Genomic DNA, 16,534 nt, shown 5'->3' with positions numbered 1-16,534 from the left:
GACTATACAGAATCCCATTCTATAGAGACTAGAGCTCTCACCTTAGCAAGGAGGGTTACAATACTTGAAGGAGAAAGAGTTTCAATCCAAGCCGCTATTAACCAAAAGAGAAAGAGAAGTATTCGAATTGCTCGTCCAAGATAAAACAACAAAAGAAATTGCAAGCGAGCTTTTTATTAGCGAAAAGACTGTTCGGAACCACATTTCGAATGCCATGCAAAAGCTAGGAGTCAAAGGTCGTTCACAGGCCGTAGTCGAGCTTCTGCGTATGGGTGAGCTAGAGCTCTAAAGTCAGCCGGTTTTCCTTCCACACTAGGAAGGAACCGGTTATTTCTATATGGTTCCATGAGTCTCTTCTTGCATTTTCTCTGAAAAACGAGGAAAATAGGAATGTACGTTTTAATTAAAGTGAGATGCTATAGTGAGGTATCAATGAAATGGAAACGAATGAGTCTGGCCATGTAGCAGAGATTGAAAAATCATTGCGCCATATTGCGGCAATTATTAAGCAAAAAGGCAGAGAAATCCTGAATCAATATACGATTACACCTCCTCAATTTGTAGGGCTTCAGTGGCTTTATGAATTCGGAGATATGACAATAGGTGAGCTATCACAAAAGATGTATTTGGCTTGCAGTACAACCACCGACTTAATTGATCGAATGGAAAAAAGTGAACTTGTCGAACGAGTAAAAGATCCTTCTGACCGCCGCGTGGTTCGCATTCATTTGTTGCCTGAAGGCGAGCGGATCATTCAAGAAGTGATTGTCAAACGCCAAGAATACGTCAGTGAACTTCTAGGGGCTTTCTCAGAAGAAGAAGCCATCGTTTTCAATCAATCCTTAACGAAACTACAGCAGCAAATGAAAAGAAAATGAGGCGATTTTGTTGGATCAACCAATCGGCGTCATTGATTCCGGCGTCGGCGGTTTAACCGTTGCAAAGGAAATCATGAGACAACTACCAAAAGAAAAAATCATTTACGTAGGCGATACAAAACGGTGCCCGTATGGTCCTCGGAAAGAAGAAGAGGTTCTTCAATATACTTGGGAAATGGCACACTACTTATTAAGACATCACCATATTAAAATGCTCGTCATCGCATGCAACACAGCGACGGCGATCGCACTAGATGAAATCAAAGCAACACTCGATATTCCGGTCATTGGCGTGATTCAGCCTGGTGCTCGCACAGCCATCAAGGTGACAAACAATCAGCAGATTGGTGTCATTGGTACGGCCAATACGATCAAAAGCGAGGCATACAAAGAAGCTTTGCTATCCCTAAAAGCAGGACTAGCGGTTCAAAGTCTGGCATGTCCGCTGCTTGTCCCATTTGTGGAAAGCGGTACATTTTTAGATCAGACAGCAGATGAAGTGGTGAAAGATTCCCTTGAACCGATGAAAGAAACAGGAATTGATACACTCATTCTTGGCTGCACGCACTATCCGATTTTAAAAGAGTCAATTCAGCGCTTTATGGGCAGTGATGTGAGCATCATTTCATCAGGAGATGAGACAGCTAGAGAAGCGAGTACAATTCTTTCCTATAAAGGACTGTTAAACACTTCTCAAGAAGCGCCTGTTCATACATTTTATACAACAGGGCAACAGCAAAATTTTGAAAACATCGCTCGTGACTGGTTTGGCTATCTGCCAGGAAAAGTCGAAACCGTATCACTTGAACATGTCTATCAGCAATAACCCCCTTCTTCTTGAGGTGGGTTAATTTTTATGAAAAGGGTCTAATCCGTAGAGGGAGCTCGTATACATAGTAGTACAAACTACTAGAGGAGGGTGAAGTATGCTGAAAAAAGGATCTACAGCAGCTGTGACGTGTATCGCGTCAGCCATGCTTTTGTCAGGATGCGGATTGTTTCAAACAGACCAAGCGAAAACAGAGATTGACCCGCCACAAAACGTCACATATGTGAAAGATAATAAAGAAGATAAACAAACAGCCAAAGAAGGAAAAGAAGAGAAGAAGGCAGATACAGTCATGAGAGAATTATATTTAATTGATAAAAACGGGTATGTCGTCTCTCAATCCATTCCACTACCGAAAAATGAAGGAAGTGCCAAACAAACCCTTGAATATCTCGTAGACGGAGGACCGATTTCGAATCTCATGCCAAATGGATTCAGGGCTGTTTTGCCGGCCGACACGAACGTATCTGTCGACATTAAAGACGGAACAGCCGTAGTAGATTTTTCAAATGAATTCAAAAACTATAAAAAAGAAGATGAACAGCGTATCCTTCAATCGGTCACTTGGACGTTAACACAGTTTGATTCTGTCGCCAAAGTCAAATTGAAAATGAATGGTCATGAATTAAAAGAAATGCCTGTGAATGGTACACCGATTTCAGATGATTTAAGCAGAGAAGACGGTATTAATATTCAGCACGAGGCTGCTGCTGATATGACATCAACAAAGCCTGTGACGGTTTATTACTTAGCTGAATCTGATGAACAGACGTATTATGTTCCTGTGACCAAAAGGGCGCCAAAAGACAAGGATGATCAAATTACAGCAGCCATTGATGAGCTCGTCTCTGGACCAAGCAAAAAAAGCCATTTGCTCACAGACTTTGATCAAGATGTTAAGCTGAATGATATCCCGAAAGTAAAAGACGGACATGTGACACTTGATTTCAACGAATCCATTTTTGGCAGCGCGGATGAAAAGAAAAAGGTGATTTCACAAAAAGTTCTTGATAGCATTGTGCTCACATTAACAGAGCTGCCGGACGTCAAAAGCGTATCTGTTAAGGTAAACGGCAAGGCTGAACTTGTGAACGAAAAAGGAACAGAGCTGACAAAGCCAGTTTCAAGACCAGAACAAGTGAATACAGGTAGTTTTTAACGGCACACATTGATATAATGGAGAAAAAGAGGCATGCATATTCGCTGCCTCTTTTTTATTCCAAGCGATTAGAACGAGCCGAGGTTGTTAAAGTTAGTAGAAGAACCCCGCTGGCATACGCGCGGAATGTATATTGTAACGGAGGTAAATCATGAGATTAGATGAAAGACACTATGACGAATTAAGAAAAATTGAAATAGAGGCAGGCTACATTACGCATCCAGAAGGCTCTGTCTTAATCTCAGCGGGCAATACGAGGGTGATTTGTAACGCATCCATCGAAGACCGCGTACCTCCTTTTTTAAGAGGAGAAGGAAAAGGCTGGATTACAGCAGAATATAGCATGCTTCCAAGAGCAACCGCTCAAAGAACCATTAGAGAATCATCTAAAGGCAAAGTGACAGGACGTACAATGGAAATTCAGCGATTAATTGGACGAGCACTCCGTGCAGTCGTTGACTTAGAAAAGCTTGGCGAACGCACGATTTGGATTGACTGTGATGTCATTCAAGCAGACGGCGGCACACGAACAGCATCCATTACAGGTGCTTTTGTTGCTATGACGCTTGCGATTCAAAAGCTCCGAGCAGAAGGTGTCATCAAACAAAACCCGATCACTGATTATTTAGCGGCGATATCCGTCGGAATTGATTCTCAGCAAGGTCTTCTGTTAGATTTAAATTATGAAGAAGATTCTTCAGCTGAAGTAGATATGAATGTCATCATGACAGGCGCTGGACGCTTTGTTGAACTTCAAGGGACAGGCGAAGAAGCGACATTCTCAAGAGAACAGCTAAACGGACTGCTTGATTTAGCCGAAAAGGGCATCAAAGAATTAATTGAAAAGCAAAAAGCAGTGACAGGAGAAGTCATCGAATAAAAAGAAGGGTTTGATCAGGATGAAAACAGCCATCATTGCAACGCACAATGCGGGCAAAGCGAAAGAATTCAAAGCCATTCTTGAGCCAAAAGGATTCACGGTCAAAACACTAGCAGACATCGGCTTTATTGAAGAAATTGAAGAAATAGGACATACCTTCGAAGAAAATGCCGTCATCAAAGCCGAGGCGATTCAAGCCAAAGCGGGTGAAATGGTCATTGCAGACGATTCCGGTTTGTCGATTGATTATCTAGGCGGAAAACCGGGCGTCTATTCAGCGAGATACGCTGGAGAGCATAAAAACGATGCTGAGAATGTAGAAAAAGTGCTGAGCGAACTTCAAGGCATTGAAAAAGAAGACCGCACAGCTAGATTCAGATGTGCCTTGGCTGTCAGCATACCAGGCAAAGAAACAAAAACGGTAGAAGGATCAGTAGAAGGCTTTATCGCAGAGGAACCAATCGGCGAAAATGGCTTCGGATATGACCCGATTTTCATCGTCAAAGACAAAGACCAGACGATGGCCGAATTATCACCAGAGGAGAAAAATAAGATCAGCCATCGAGCGGTCGCGCTTCAAAAGCTTTCATCACTGCTAGACGCAAATGAATAAGGGGGAATGAAGCCATGAAGATACTCATCATTAGTGACAGTCATGGACTCACAGACGAACTTCAAATGATCGCCAAAAGGCACGCGGCTGAAGTCGACATGATGATTCACTGCGGAGATTCAGAACTCGAAACGAACCACCCAGCACTCGAAGGATACAAGGTCGTCAAAGGAAATTGTGACTTTATGGGCGATTTTGAAGAAGAGCTCCTGCTCCCACTGGATGGAGGCGGAAAACTATTTCTCACTCACGGACATCTGCATGGCATCAAACAGTCCTTGCTTCAAGTCTACTACCGTGCAGAAGAGCTAGGCGCAGACATCATCTGCTTTGGTCACTCGCACATCCCAGGCAGTGAACTGCTAAGAGGAAAACTGCTTATTAACCCAGGCAGCGTGCACCTGCCAAGAGTGCGCAAAGAGCGCAGCTATGCTATACTGACACTAGATGGAAGTGAAGCGAACGTACAATTTTTCACAGACGAAGGTCAAGCCATACAAGACCTCGAAAACACTGTCACATTGGAAGGTATTTCATAAGGGTGCAGCATTTGCCCCTTATGAAAAAAACTTTCGAAAAACCGTTGACTTTAAAGAACAATAGTAATATAATAAATATTGTCGCTGAGGTAATACACCATAGCACACTACATAACAACATGTCCCAGTAGCTCAGCTGGATAGAGCAACGCCCTTCTAAGGCGTCGGTCGGGAGTTCGAATCTCTCCTGGGACGTATGTACTTAAAACTGTTAAAAGCCAGAAACATTGTTTTATCAATGTCTCTGGCCTTTTTTGTTTTTTTCATTGTTTAACAAAGTATTTTAGCGATCTTTTATGACTCCAGTAATTGATTCATTGGAAGGAGCATGATTTACATAGATAGAATATTTCACACCTTTATCAAGCCAAACGTCGATACTCTCAGATTTATTGCCTTTTGATCCGCCAACATATGCTATTACACCACGAGTTTTTTGAATCAATTTCACTCATCCACTGAAGAAGCAGCCCTTAAAAAATGGATTGGAAATAGGATCAAGGGGGATGGCAAGGTCGAGACAACCGGTTGACTCGTTGCTAGTGAAAGGGAAGAAAAACCTTACCAAGAAAGAGATTGAAGAAAGAAGAGAGCAGGAAATAAAGGCGCCAGATGACAAAGTGAAAGCTCCTTCTTATTTACCAAAAGATTTAAAAAGAGAATTCAAAAGGTAGCGGACGAGCTAAAAACATTGGAATTATGACAAATTTAGATGTTGATGCGCTTACCCGTTTTTTATTTGCTGAAAAATTATATTTACAAGTACTGAACAGTTGTTTGAGCGTGGACGTATGAAAAGGTGATAGTCAGAAACCTAGATAAAGAAGTTGAAGTGATTTCAGAAAATGAAAAGTTACGAGCTGTTTAAACAAAGCAAACAGATATCATGTGATTTAGAATGTCTATTTACCTACATTTAAACTCTCTACCTTTAAAAAAATGCCAAGACTAAGAAAAATGAAACGCACTTATTTCATCAAATAGTATAAAATGAGTAAATTAAACTTGAAATGCGTTAAATACAATGCGAATTTTCTGATTATATGTTATGTTTATTTATGGTTTAAATAAACAAAATTGTTAAAATAAGAAAGGTGATTAAGATGAAAATTTTGAAAAAATTTATTACAGTAATTGCAGCTTTAACACTTTTAGTATTCGGTTGGTCTAGTTCAAATATACAGGCGAATGCAGAACAATCCGATGATCTGAAATCACTAAATCAAACTGCACAAAAGATGAGTATCGTAAAAGATCCTGAAAAAATTAAAGAGATGAAAGATGAATCAATAGAGGCTATAGAAAACAAAAAAGTGGTTTCTAATGCTTTAAGTGCTGATTTAAATTATGATGAAGCCACTGTTGGTGAAGTTTTAGCCGAAAATGAAGTATATTCGGTTATAACAATACCTATTAAATCAGATGACTATAATCCATTAAGCAATTTAACTCTAATTAGTCAGAGCGGAGAAATTTTGACTTATACTGAAACATTAATAACCAAAAGTAATAAGAATACTGTCGCAATTTCCACGTATACTGATGGAGTCATAACAAATGAAAAAATAACAGATATTGAATATTTAAGTAATAGTGAAGTACAAGAAGCAATAGACAAAGCAAAAAGTATTGATGTTGATGATAATATAGTGCAACCAGAAGGTTTGGGAGAAGTTTCGCTTTGTCTTGCTAGTGTGTTGTTAATAGATTTGACTGTAGCAAGGATTGTTGCAGCTACTTGTATAGGTGCTTGTGGAACTGGAATCGTACCGTTATGTGCATCTTGTGTAGGTGGAGTTTTTGTGATAGGTGGAGCTAATATTGGTGGAGTTATTTCTTGTTTTCAACTAGTCTAAGATACTGTTTTATTAAAAAGTAAGAAGCCTCTGAAAAGAAGGCTTCTTTTTTAATAAAAACCGAATGAATGCATTGACTGATTAGGCAAATACTAAAAAAAATAAATAAAGAGAAGGGGGACTAATATAACTAGAATAGAACCTATACCTAATGTAGAAATAACTTTTATGATGTCTTTTCTCAAGATAAACACCACCATTTCTCAATATTTTTCTTTAAATATAATCTAACAAATAAAGTAATAATTAGCAAATTTATAATAATTCATTAATTATGTTTACGCTTCATTAAGTATATGTATGCATCTCTTTGCATGCCAGAAATCCTTGGAAGAATTTCAGGCTTTTTTGTTTCATCAAACAGAAAGCCTTTACAAACAGACGGGGATATAAATGGCAGCTTTCTACTAAAAAATTCAAGGTGTATAGTAGAAGGAGAATATTTAGCAAGTTGGGAGGAATTTTAGGGCGTACAAAATCAAATCGAGCAACTTGATTTTTAATGAAGGTGAAAACGAAGCCATTCAGGGTGAAGGGCAAATGTCTTGTAATTATATAGAAGAAATAGAGCTACCTATTGAAAAACTAGTTGCTTGTGATCCGTTTATTTTATCAGAAAGAGAACCGTTAAACTATGAAAGTATTCAGTACTTTAAATATTATCTGTTTTGAAAATGAAGATGAACGTATTGCATCTGCATCATAAAGTTTATTAGCCAAAATAGTGTGAAGTGGGAGCTTGCACGATAAATGACAGATAGAAAGTGATTTACAGGGGGATCAGTTCTCTGGCTACGGAGTTGATACTGGAAATGGATGTGGAACGGCGTGTTTTAAGATTATCCAAGTTATTTTGGGGATGAGAATGGAGATGAAACTTGTTTCGTTACTGATTTTCTTTTGACGGATTAAATGGGGAAAAACAAAAGTGCTGTTAATGCTACAACTAATATTTAGGATTATCCTTTTTCTTTATTTTTTGGTATAATATATATAATTTAAGAAATTTCACGTGAATCTCTTTTCATAATGAATATTTATTATTTAAGATCAAAACAAGGTACAGCTGATATAGGTGCTTGGTTAGGAGAGATACGTCACTATACATTTGGGGAATTTTTGGAGTTCTTTTACTATAATAGATGAACTATTGCATTTATCGTATGATAAATAAAGAATTGTAAAAAAATATTCGGATAGTGCTATTTAGTTTTATTTTTAAAGAAATTAAGTTGGTATTTTAGACTAAGTAAAGAGGAGAAACAAAGTGGATTTATATAATATTTTGGTGGATATAAGTAAGTACTTGAGAATTCCCGGTATTCTTGTATCTCTAATTTTTTTCATGAGAATTATTAAACCAGTTTCATTTATTTCTGCAGGGATAATTGAACAGAGGATGTTTTCAAAAGATAAATTGTTTCTCTTAAGAGTCAGTAAACATTTAATTTACACATTATATTGTATTTTATTTTTTATTTCGATTGCAACGTTAGAATTTGAACCATCATTATGTATTGTCTATTTTTCAATTTTACTCGCGGTCATAATTTTGTGTAATATTATTCTAATTAATACGGGTGAAGTAAAGGGTAAAATTTTAGAAAAGATCCAAGAAAAACATTGGCTAAGAGCATTACATATTATATTATTATTCATTTTTATTATATTGATATTTCAATCTCTCTACTACATATTGTTAACAGTGGTTAAAAACGGAACCTATAACGATATGGATTTAATAATATTAATTATTATGATATTTGTTTTTACATCGTTACTCCCTTCTTTAAGAGGTCAAATTTCAAAATTTATGAATATTTCGAATGAAAAATATGCATATTGGAGATGTCAAGAATATCAAAAGTGGTATCTTTTGCATGCGATAAATAAAGATACAGTTCTCTTAGGAGATAAAAGTAATTATAAACTGTGTAGTCAAGTTAAAATAATGAAATTAGAAGATTTATATAATGAAATACTCTATATTGAATAAAAAATAAGTCCAAGACGAATAGCATGTGGATACTGATCAATACCTTTTATGGGTGTTGGTTGGTGTCCGTTTTTTATTTTTTGGAAAGGAGCAACAACATGAAGAAGGAAAAGCCGAAAACGACCGCAGGAGATTATAGAAAGGGAGAGATGTGAGCTCATGGTGTATAAAAACATGCAGTGGTTAAAAAGAGGCAAAGGCGGGGCCATGCGCAGAAAATAATTGGGGGAATTATTATAAACAAACACAAGTTTAGACATTCCGAAAATCGACGAGGAAAAACTAGAGCAAAGATGTCAAGAATGCTAATCGTAAATTTAGAAATTGGAATAACTATTTTCAAAGAGAACTAAATGTAGACAAACAAATTATTGAATGTGAAAAAATAGGTCCTAGAATTAAAGATATATACAGTTATCGGTTAGGACAATTACATGCTAGGGGAGGTTTAATAAAAAGTTTAATAATTTCTGCGCTTTTAATAACAGGTTCTCTGTGTAGTCGATATAATAACACCGGCACCTGGGTCTTGTATATTGTCAATATTATTCTATTGGTTGTTATGTTCCTAAATTATATTTACTTTGACAAGAATTTGAGATTTTTTATGGATAGAGTAGGAAACTTTAAGCTTAGGGACAAAGAATAATGTTGAAGAAAATTACATTTGGATCGGTCTAAACTGAAAGCACCCATCAGGGGGTTTTTTATTTTGGGGAGGAAAATCTAATGAAGTGGGCATTAACACCATGCAATGAATCTGGATGTCCTCAACTAACGTGCGAAGGATATTGCCAGAAGCATAAGACATTAAAGCCTTTATATGATCTGTTCCGTGAATCATCATCCCGTCGTGGGTATAACAGCCGCGTAAAGTGCGTGAAGGTTATTTGACAAAGCATCCTTTGTGTCAGTCTTGCATGTTTCAAGTTAAACGCATTGTTGCGACAGTTGTGGACCACATCAAGCCATATAAGGGAGATAAAAACAGTTCTGGGATTCTGCCAACTGTCAGCTGCTGTGTGCGACTTGTCATAACATTAAGACCGCTAAAGAAGATGGAGGGTTTGGAAATGATCAATGTGGAACAATCTTCATAATTAAATTCTGTTCTAGGATTATGAAGGTCGGACGTGGAATCAAACGACATCTGCTAGTGTGTCTGAGGTGTAGAGCCGAGTAAACATCTTACTATACAAGGTAGCAGAGAGCAGAGAGCAGCAAAGTACAAAAAAGTAAAGTCGGGTGAAGCATTCACGATTGATAGATCGTTTCATTCAATGAAGCAAAAATGTACAAGCTGAAATCAGGCTATTATATTACAGCTGCTTCAAAATATGTTAAAACAGAAGTAAAAGAAAGCCCTTACAACACGGAGGGGCTTTTCATTGGTATTCATCGCTGTCAAATTCCCATAATTTTTGACCGTCTACTAAATATACAGACTTAGGTGGATCATCATATAGGGAAATTTCCACATAAGAATTTCCTTCTTGTATTACCCAATCACATACTCTTCCTTCATTATGAGTAGGGTGGGCAATGATGTCCTTGACAATAAAGGCAACTGCGTAATATTCTGTATAATTTATATCGTCGTCTTCTAGCCCATTATCTGTTTCATAGAGTGCATCTGGTTTTCCGATAATCTGTAATCCGTTTTCCCATTCTAATCGCAATTCGTTGGCACCATATTTATTTAATATTCTGATTAAAGAGTTATATCCCAAGAGTATCAATCCTTTTTTATGGTATTGGTTTTGTTGGAACTATGTGAGCACCATCTTTTGAGTAATGTATTGTTCCTCTATTGGTTTCTAAATATTTTCCAGTTTCTAAGTCATATGCTTTACCTATTTTGTGATCAAACTTAACAACTTCTCTTCCTTTTGATGGTATGTGTCCTGTACCAGCATATTTATCAAGCAATTCTTGGGCTTTTTTATTGTCACCGTAAAAGATGCTTTTTTTCTTTCCATTAGCTATCTCCTGTTTATAGTTAGGTGCATCGGGAATATGTTTCTCTTGAGCTCCTGGTTTTACCTTTGCAGGGAAACCATTTACTTCACGATACGGACCTTTTGGTATGGAGTGTTTGCCAAATGTAGGTGTTTTAAAAATCTTCTTGTCTACTTTCTCTCCTTTCATGATTTTAAATACATATTTTCCAACTTTAGCGATTTTAGCTCCGGGTATCATGTACAAGGTTGAGACTAAACGATCCATGTCAGCGACTTTGTCATCTGTTACAGGATCTCTCCCTGTGATGACTCGAATGGCATCATTTATTCCTGTAAATTCAACCGCTGTATTCAAGATGGTTGAGGTTTGCTCACCCGTTTTCAAGTCGGAAATCTTTGTGATGCTTTCAATATTCACTTTGTTTTGATCCGATATTCGTAATCGATATAACATTCCATCTCGAATAACTTCAACTGTTTTGGCATTTGCGAAGTCAATCTTTTCATTTGTATTGAATACTTTTCCATTTACGAACACGGCGTTTTGATTGATTTTATTAGACGGTTTCCTAATTAAAATCGTATCCACATTTGATCGCTCTTTATCATTCAGCTTCTTCAACATGATCGTCATTGGATTTTCTTCAGGGTTGTCTATTTTTTCATTTTTGCTGCTGATTTTTTCTTCTTTTCCATCTTTAAAGATAGAGCCTTTTTGATAACTAGTAATTTCAATTTTCTGGCCAGTGAACATCTTGCTTAAAGTATCAATGTATTGCTTCATTATGTGAAGGGAACTTTTTGTTTCATTTAAAGCACTTGTTTGTTCTCTGTCAAATGCATGAAGTAGTCCAATGGTTTTGGACGTCTCAAGCCATGCTTTTGATAGCTTCGTTGGAAAGCAGATTCATCTACATGAGGCAAATGCTCAATATGGCTGACCCTGCTGAGGGCTTGATTCACATCTGATACAATATCAGAAATGGTCCGTTCGGCTTTTTTTAACCCTTCGCCAAGCTCGTGTTCAATGAATGATTGAGAGATAAAACCATTCGGGTTTGACTCAAAAGCATGGAGTGCCTGTTTTGTCTTTTTTAGTTCGCCGCTGTATTCGTCAATGATGATCTGAAAGAATTGCAAAAAGGGAATGTGACACTCCGAATAAAAAATTTTTATCGCTTGGCCAGCTTCGCCCTTTAATGCGCCATCTAAGGAGATGATTTGATTGATTTGTTTTTCTAGGGACTTCACATTATGTGATTGCTGCTTCAACTTGTTCAGCGTTTGGTCAATACCATTCTTCAACTCAAAGACGTCAAGGGTTTTCATTCCGTTCTCCTTTAATTCCTCTACTTATTTACTTCCTTCTTTTTAATTCCGTTTGTTTTTGCTTTAATTTAGAACTTTGAGAGTGTTCACATAAAGAAAGGGAGCTTCATAAACGATAGTTCAACTTATCTTTTTTCTGTAGTCTTTTACTAAGCTAGAAACAATTAAACGCATTACACCAAAAGCCACAATATAAAAAAGGTATCAATTTTCAAGGGCAATAATAGCACCGAGTAATGTAACGAATAACATTCTGGATGGCTTGCTTTGCTGTGTCACTAAAGGATCTCTCGGTTGATCCTTTATCCAATTATTGTGGTTAATTTTAGCATATAGAGATTATATGAACAATATAAGGAAGGGAAGCAACTCACTTGTAGAGTGAAACAAAGAAAACCCTCTTTTGCTTATGGTCAAATATTTCAATCGAACTTTTCGAGTAATAATATGTATATGATGTATACAACGGGCTTGAGGTGAAGCATATTTTAACGGCCATTGTAGTGGCAATCATTGTTGGAGTCATTGTGTATGTTGCAGATGATCGTTTAGGCATGTTTCCTTTAATGTTGATTTTAGCGGTTGTGATCTATATCATAAGCAAGATTAGCAAAACATTGTTTAAGAAATATTCAAAAGAGAATAGTTCATAATACAGCCCCTCCATTGGAAGGGTTTTTTAATTAAACCTTTTTTCTTTTAGGTACATATCCCTTATGAGAGACATAAAAAATAGTATGAATAATAGATTATTTAATTTAACAAAAAGAGTCATAAAGATTATCTTTTGTTAAATAAATAAGGATTTAAATACCAATTTTATTCAAAAATAAGAAAAAGTGTATAAAATATTTCCTGTATTTGTTAATGTTGTTTATAGGCCAATAAACTCTTGCGGATGCATCTGCTTTTGAGGAGAATTTTAAATGAAAAAACAAATTATTGCAGGAACACTAGCATTGACTACTTTATTTTCAATTGTAGCCCCAGTTTCTACGTATGCAGCAGAGAACAAAAAAGCAAAAAATCTAGTCAAAGTTGAATTGCAGAGTACCGTTCTACAAAATGCTACAGTTCAAAATGAAGTAACGAATCAAATTAATAATACTGTGACAAATGATCCTACACTAAGTACAAAAGGATTGAAAAAAGACGGTTTAGTCTATGCATTAAGGAATGGCGGCAAACTTCTAGGAGACCTTCTAGAAATTTTGAGTAAGAAAAATGCCGATTACGTCAAAAAGTACTCCAAACAAATTGCCGATTTTCTTGACAGTGTTTCTAACAGTATTGAAGCAAGATTAATTGATTTTCTGATCTTTGAATTGGGGATTCCAGCATCTTCTGCTCGAACAATTGCATGGGCAATTATGTTCATTATTGCATAATTAACAAAGGAGTGACACGATGGATTTAGAAAGAGAGATAGAACTCCTCAAGTATCAAAATTATTTGCTTAAGACAATCATTGACGGAGATGATCATCCATTTTTCATGTTTGCTTTGGATCATAATTTGAGGAAAGAGCAAGTAGATGCTATCGTTGAAATTTTGGGAATTTTCTCTAATCGTTTAAATGGGGATGAAGAGTCTCTAGAAATCAAGGAAACATCCACAAATGAAAAATTGAAAGCGGTTGGAATTTCTGTTGAGGAAGTCATGAAAAACGAAGTACCGACAAGAAAAGAATTTGATCATTATAAGGAGAAAATATTTTCTTCTGATATCGAAACCAAATACTTATTAATGAGCCTTCAAAGACAGCATATTCAGCCAACTGTATGTGAGTTCTTACTGAAAAACAATTAACTTACTGCTAGCCTCTTCACTAGATGAAGAGGCTCAGGCTGTCGAGAAAATCTCGGCAGCTTTATTTTTTCCCTTAAATTTTCCACCACTCCATTTTATAATAGAGAAAAGCATTCTAAAGGAAGGTGTTTTTCTCATGTTCCACACTAGAAATTCTTCTCAGCACGAAGCCGAATTTGTATTGCTAGATCAACTGGTCGAAGAGGATCACCTGCTTCGTAAAATTGATCAGTACATTGATTTTTCATTTATCGTAGATAAAGTAAAACCCTATTATAGTGAAAATAAAGGTCGTCCTTCCCTTGATCCGCTTATTTTGTTCAAAATGATGTTTATCGGATACCTTTACGGTATCCGTTCTGAAAGACAACTCGAAAAAGAAATTTACTATAACATGGCGTATAGATGGTTTTTAGGTTTGAACATCAATGATCCCGTTCCCCATCACTCCACTATTAGTTGGAATCGTCGTACTCGATTTAAAAATACAACGATTTTTCAAGACATTTTCGATGAGATTGTGCTTCAAGCTATCAATCATGATATGGTAGGAGGTCGCGTTCTTTTTACTGATTCAACTCATCTTAAAGCCAATGCTAATAAACATAAATATACGAGAAAAACGATTGAACAAGATACCCAGAACTATATCAATGATTTAGAAGAAGCAGTCCAAGAAGATCGGGTGGCACATGGAAAAAAGCTCTTAAAGGTAAAAGAGGAGGTGAAAACAGAAAAAGACATTCGTCAAAGTATGACTGATCCTGAAAGCGGCTATCTATATCGCGAAAACAAGCCTGAAGGCTTTTTCTACCTAGACCACCGGACAACAGATATGAAGTATAATATCATCACCGATGCTCATGTCACGCCTGGAAATGTCCATGATTCTGTTCCATATCTTGATCGGTTAGATCACCAAATCGCACGATTTGGTTTTCAAGTAGAAGCTGTTGCGCTTGATTCAGGTTATTTGACAACACCAATTTGTAAAGGTTTATCTGATCGACATATTTTTGGTGTCATTGCCCATAGACGTTTTCATCCAACAAGAGGATTATTTGAGAAGTGGAAGTTTCAGTATGATTCTGAAAATGATCATTACATATGCCCAAAAGGTGAGAAGCTTTTATATACGACAACAGATCGAAAAGGTTATCGATTCTACAAATCAGATCCTAAAAAATGTGCATCGTGTCCTTTCCTTGAAAGATGCACAAGATCGAAAAATCATCAAAGAGTCATCTCAAGACACATATGGGAAGAACATAAAGAAAAGATCAGACAGAATCGTCTAACTGTCTCTGGAAAAGAGCTATATAAAAAAAGAAAAGAAAAAATAGAGCGAAGCTTTGCAGATTCAAAACAACTGCATGGGCTTCGCTACTGTCGGTTAAGGGGGAAACAAAATGTGAGTGAGCAAGTTCTCCTCACAGCTGCTTGCCAGAACATGAAAAAGATTGCCACACACCTAGCGAAGCTAGGCTAGGTGTGTGGGAGGCCTTTTTCATTAAATCTCATCCATCATAATTACGATGAAAATAAAAAAGCCTGTAGAAAAACATGAGTTTCTCTACAAGCTGAGCCTCTTCACTAGATGAAGAGGCTTTTTTATTGAAATCTTTGAGGGGATTTCAGAATTTTTATTTCATGAAACCTGAAAGGACTTTTTTTGGGGGGCTGAATGAAAATGGAGAACCCGTGTGCCTTGTGACGGATTTTTTAATAATGGATGAGAAACCCATGAATCATGGGTTTTTTATTGTTACTTGAATACCTATAAAAACTTCTCTCTAGTCAAACTTAAATCAAGGTGCAACCAATTCAACTTTTATTCTATCAGGATCTTCAAAATAAACTGCGTAATGTATATTGCCGCCTGCAAAAGGGTGTGTATCGGTATAAAGAATTTTAACCCCCTTTGTTTTTAATTTTTCTGTTATATAATCTACTTGCTCTCTGGACTCTGCATGAAAAGCCAAGTGGTTTAAACCTGCTCTGCGTCTATGATATGGTACGTCCATAAATCGTTCTTCAGTTTGTACAAAAACGATATAAGTTTCTCCTAATTTCCAACTTCGACCGCTTTCCCATGTTTGATAAGTTTCATAGCCTAATTCTTCTAAAAACCATTCCCAAAAAATAATTGAATTCTTTAGATTCGAAACATTTAATTCAATGTGGTGAATAAGTCCTTTTGACAATAGGTGAACCTCCCTTACTTGAAAAATTTAATGTGTATTATTCAATGTAACCTAATTCAGAACAATAGCGAACACTATTTCATTGTGTAGCTGATATTAAATTTTTGATACTTCTCGACAGCTTTCAGCAATTTTAAGGCAAATTTAAGATCGAATTTCATTTCAAATACATTAAATCTTTGTTACAATAAGACAGCTTTGCCTAGAGACATGTTTATCGATTCGACATATTTTTTTCATGATTTTTTAAAATTTTTATGTTTTGACATGAAACTCTTTTAATGATTCATGCGTCTCTATAAGTGTCAAAAGAAAAGAGGTTATCAATATGCTATTCAAAAAGCTATCAGAAAATAAGTCTGTAAAATGGATAGGATATACAAGCTTTTACTTACTTATTTTGCTATTATTGTTCTTTATTTACGGATTCCATACAGCAAATACGGGATCATTCATTTACAACGATTTTTAATTGGAGATT

Annotated in this window: 17 protein-coding genes, 1 tRNA gene and 2 pseudogenes; 17 read left to right on the top strand and 3 right to left on the bottom strand. The window is 36.5% G+C overall.

The features are described from left to right. Window positions 1-64 precede the first annotated feature (64 nt). The 12 genes and pseudogenes from gerE to MKX52_RS12490 all read left to right on the top strand — a co-directional run. Window positions 65-289 (top strand): spore germination transcription factor GerE, encoded by a 225-nt coding sequence (gene gerE, locus MKX52_RS12545; RefSeq protein WP_003184172.1) that lies wholly within the window; start codon window positions 65-67, stop codon window positions 287-289. 148 nt (window positions 290-437) lie between these two features. Beyond that, complete coding sequence (locus MKX52_RS12540) at window positions 438-878, top strand: MarR family transcriptional regulator (RefSeq protein WP_007501606.1); 441 nt, start codon at window positions 438-440, stop codon at window positions 876-878. A gap of 7 nt (window positions 879-885) precedes the next feature. Beyond that, on the top strand, window positions 886-1,704 hold the full coding sequence (racE, locus tag MKX52_RS12535) for a glutamate racemase (protein ID WP_012010811.1): 819 nt from the start codon (window positions 886-888) through the stop codon (window positions 1,702-1,704). Between the two features lie 100 nt (window positions 1,705-1,804). Beyond that, complete coding sequence (locus MKX52_RS12530) at window positions 1,805-2,866, top strand: GerMN domain-containing protein (RefSeq protein WP_342490799.1); 1,062 nt, start codon at window positions 1,805-1,807, stop codon at window positions 2,864-2,866. A gap of 151 nt (window positions 2,867-3,017) precedes the next feature. Continuing rightward, entirely contained in the window at window positions 3,018-3,746 is a 729-nt protein-coding gene (gene rph / locus MKX52_RS12525) for a ribonuclease PH (protein WP_342490798.1), read from the top strand. Window positions 3,747-3,756: 10 nt separating this feature from the next. Next, window positions 3,757-4,359, top strand: coding sequence for an XTP/dITP diphosphatase (locus MKX52_RS12520; RefSeq protein WP_342490797.1), 603 nt, complete (start codon window positions 3,757-3,759; stop codon window positions 4,357-4,359). 14 nt (window positions 4,360-4,373) lie between these two features. Further along, window positions 4,374-4,898 (top strand): metallophosphoesterase, encoded by a 525-nt coding sequence (locus MKX52_RS12515; protein WP_012010807.1) that lies wholly within the window; start codon window positions 4,374-4,376, stop codon window positions 4,896-4,898. A 121-nt stretch (window positions 4,899-5,019) separates the two neighbouring features. Then, window positions 5,020-5,093 (top strand) — tRNA-Arg (locus tag MKX52_RS12510). Window positions 5,094-5,404: 311 nt separating this feature from the next. Beyond that, a complete protein-coding gene (locus MKX52_RS12505; RefSeq protein WP_342490796.1) occupies window positions 5,405-5,572 on the top strand; it encodes a hypothetical protein in 168 nt (55 codons plus the stop codon). Window positions 5,573-6,001: 429 nt separating this feature from the next. Further along, complete coding sequence (locus MKX52_RS12500; RefSeq protein ID WP_144493629.1) at window positions 6,002-6,754, top strand: hypothetical protein; 753 nt, start codon at window positions 6,002-6,004, stop codon at window positions 6,752-6,754. A 1,267-nt stretch (window positions 6,755-8,021) separates the two neighbouring features. Next, complete coding sequence (locus tag MKX52_RS12495) at window positions 8,022-8,750, top strand: hypothetical protein (protein ID WP_342490795.1); 729 nt, start codon at window positions 8,022-8,024, stop codon at window positions 8,748-8,750. 729 nt (window positions 8,751-9,479) lie between these two features. Continuing rightward, window positions 9,480-9,825, top strand: a pseudogene (locus MKX52_RS12490) (HNH endonuclease signature motif containing protein); the annotation flags it as partial. Window positions 9,826-10,135: 310 nt separating this feature from the next. Here MKX52_RS12490 and MKX52_RS12485 read toward each other — a convergent pair. Then, entirely contained in the window at window positions 10,136-10,480 is a 345-nt protein-coding gene (locus MKX52_RS12485) for a hypothetical protein (RefSeq protein ID WP_342490794.1), read from the bottom strand. 16 nt (window positions 10,481-10,496) lie between these two features. Further along, window positions 10,497-12,040, bottom strand: a pseudogene (locus MKX52_RS12480) (T7SS effector LXG polymorphic toxin). A gap of 476 nt (window positions 12,041-12,516) precedes the next feature. On the opposite strand from MKX52_RS12480, the gene MKX52_RS12475 reads away from it, so the two are divergent. The 4 genes from MKX52_RS12475 to MKX52_RS12460 all read left to right on the top strand — a co-directional run bounded on the left by MKX52_RS12475 (window position 12,517) and on the right by MKX52_RS12460 (window position 15,338). After that, the gene (locus tag MKX52_RS12475) at window positions 12,517-12,693 is read left to right on the top strand and encodes a hypothetical protein (protein ID WP_216887169.1); all 177 of its coding nucleotides are present in this window, start codon (window positions 12,517-12,519) and stop codon (window positions 12,691-12,693) included. A gap of 273 nt (window positions 12,694-12,966) precedes the next feature. Next, entirely contained in the window at window positions 12,967-13,428 is a 462-nt protein-coding gene (locus MKX52_RS12470; RefSeq protein WP_342490793.1) for a hypothetical protein, read from the top strand. 19 nt (window positions 13,429-13,447) lie between these two features. Further along, on the top strand, window positions 13,448-13,849 hold the full coding sequence (locus tag MKX52_RS12465) for a DUF1878 family protein (protein WP_342490792.1): 402 nt from the start codon (window positions 13,448-13,450) through the stop codon (window positions 13,847-13,849). A gap of 136 nt (window positions 13,850-13,985) precedes the next feature. Continuing rightward, window positions 13,986-15,338 (top strand): IS1182 family transposase, encoded by a 1,353-nt coding sequence (locus tag MKX52_RS12460; RefSeq protein ID WP_253602410.1) that lies wholly within the window; start codon window positions 13,986-13,988, stop codon window positions 15,336-15,338. A 319-nt stretch (window positions 15,339-15,657) separates the two neighbouring features. On the opposite strand, the gene MKX52_RS12455 is transcribed toward MKX52_RS12460, so the two are convergent. Beyond that, window positions 15,658-16,053 carry a VOC family protein gene (locus MKX52_RS12455; RefSeq protein ID WP_151020028.1) on the bottom strand — a complete coding sequence of 132 codons (396 nt, stop codon included), beginning with the start codon at window positions 16,051-16,053 and terminating at the stop codon, window positions 15,658-15,660. 322 nt (window positions 16,054-16,375) lie between these two features. On the opposite strand from MKX52_RS12455, the gene MKX52_RS12450 reads away from it, so the two are divergent. After that, window positions 16,376-16,525: a teichoic acid D-Ala incorporation-associated protein DltX gene (locus tag MKX52_RS12450; RefSeq protein WP_024427820.1), complete on the top strand. Its 150-nt coding sequence runs from the start codon at window positions 16,376-16,378 to the stop codon at window positions 16,523-16,525. Window positions 16,526-16,534: the final 9 nt, after the last annotated feature.

This window comes from Bacillus sp. FSL R5-0422, assembly GCF_038610765.1.
GTDB classification, from domain to species: Bacteria; Bacillota; Bacilli; order Bacillales; family Bacillaceae; genus Bacillus; species Bacillus pumilus_O.
The sequence above is the reverse complement of the archived record's forward strand: the minus strand, read 5'-3'. Positions and strand labels throughout refer to the sequence as shown.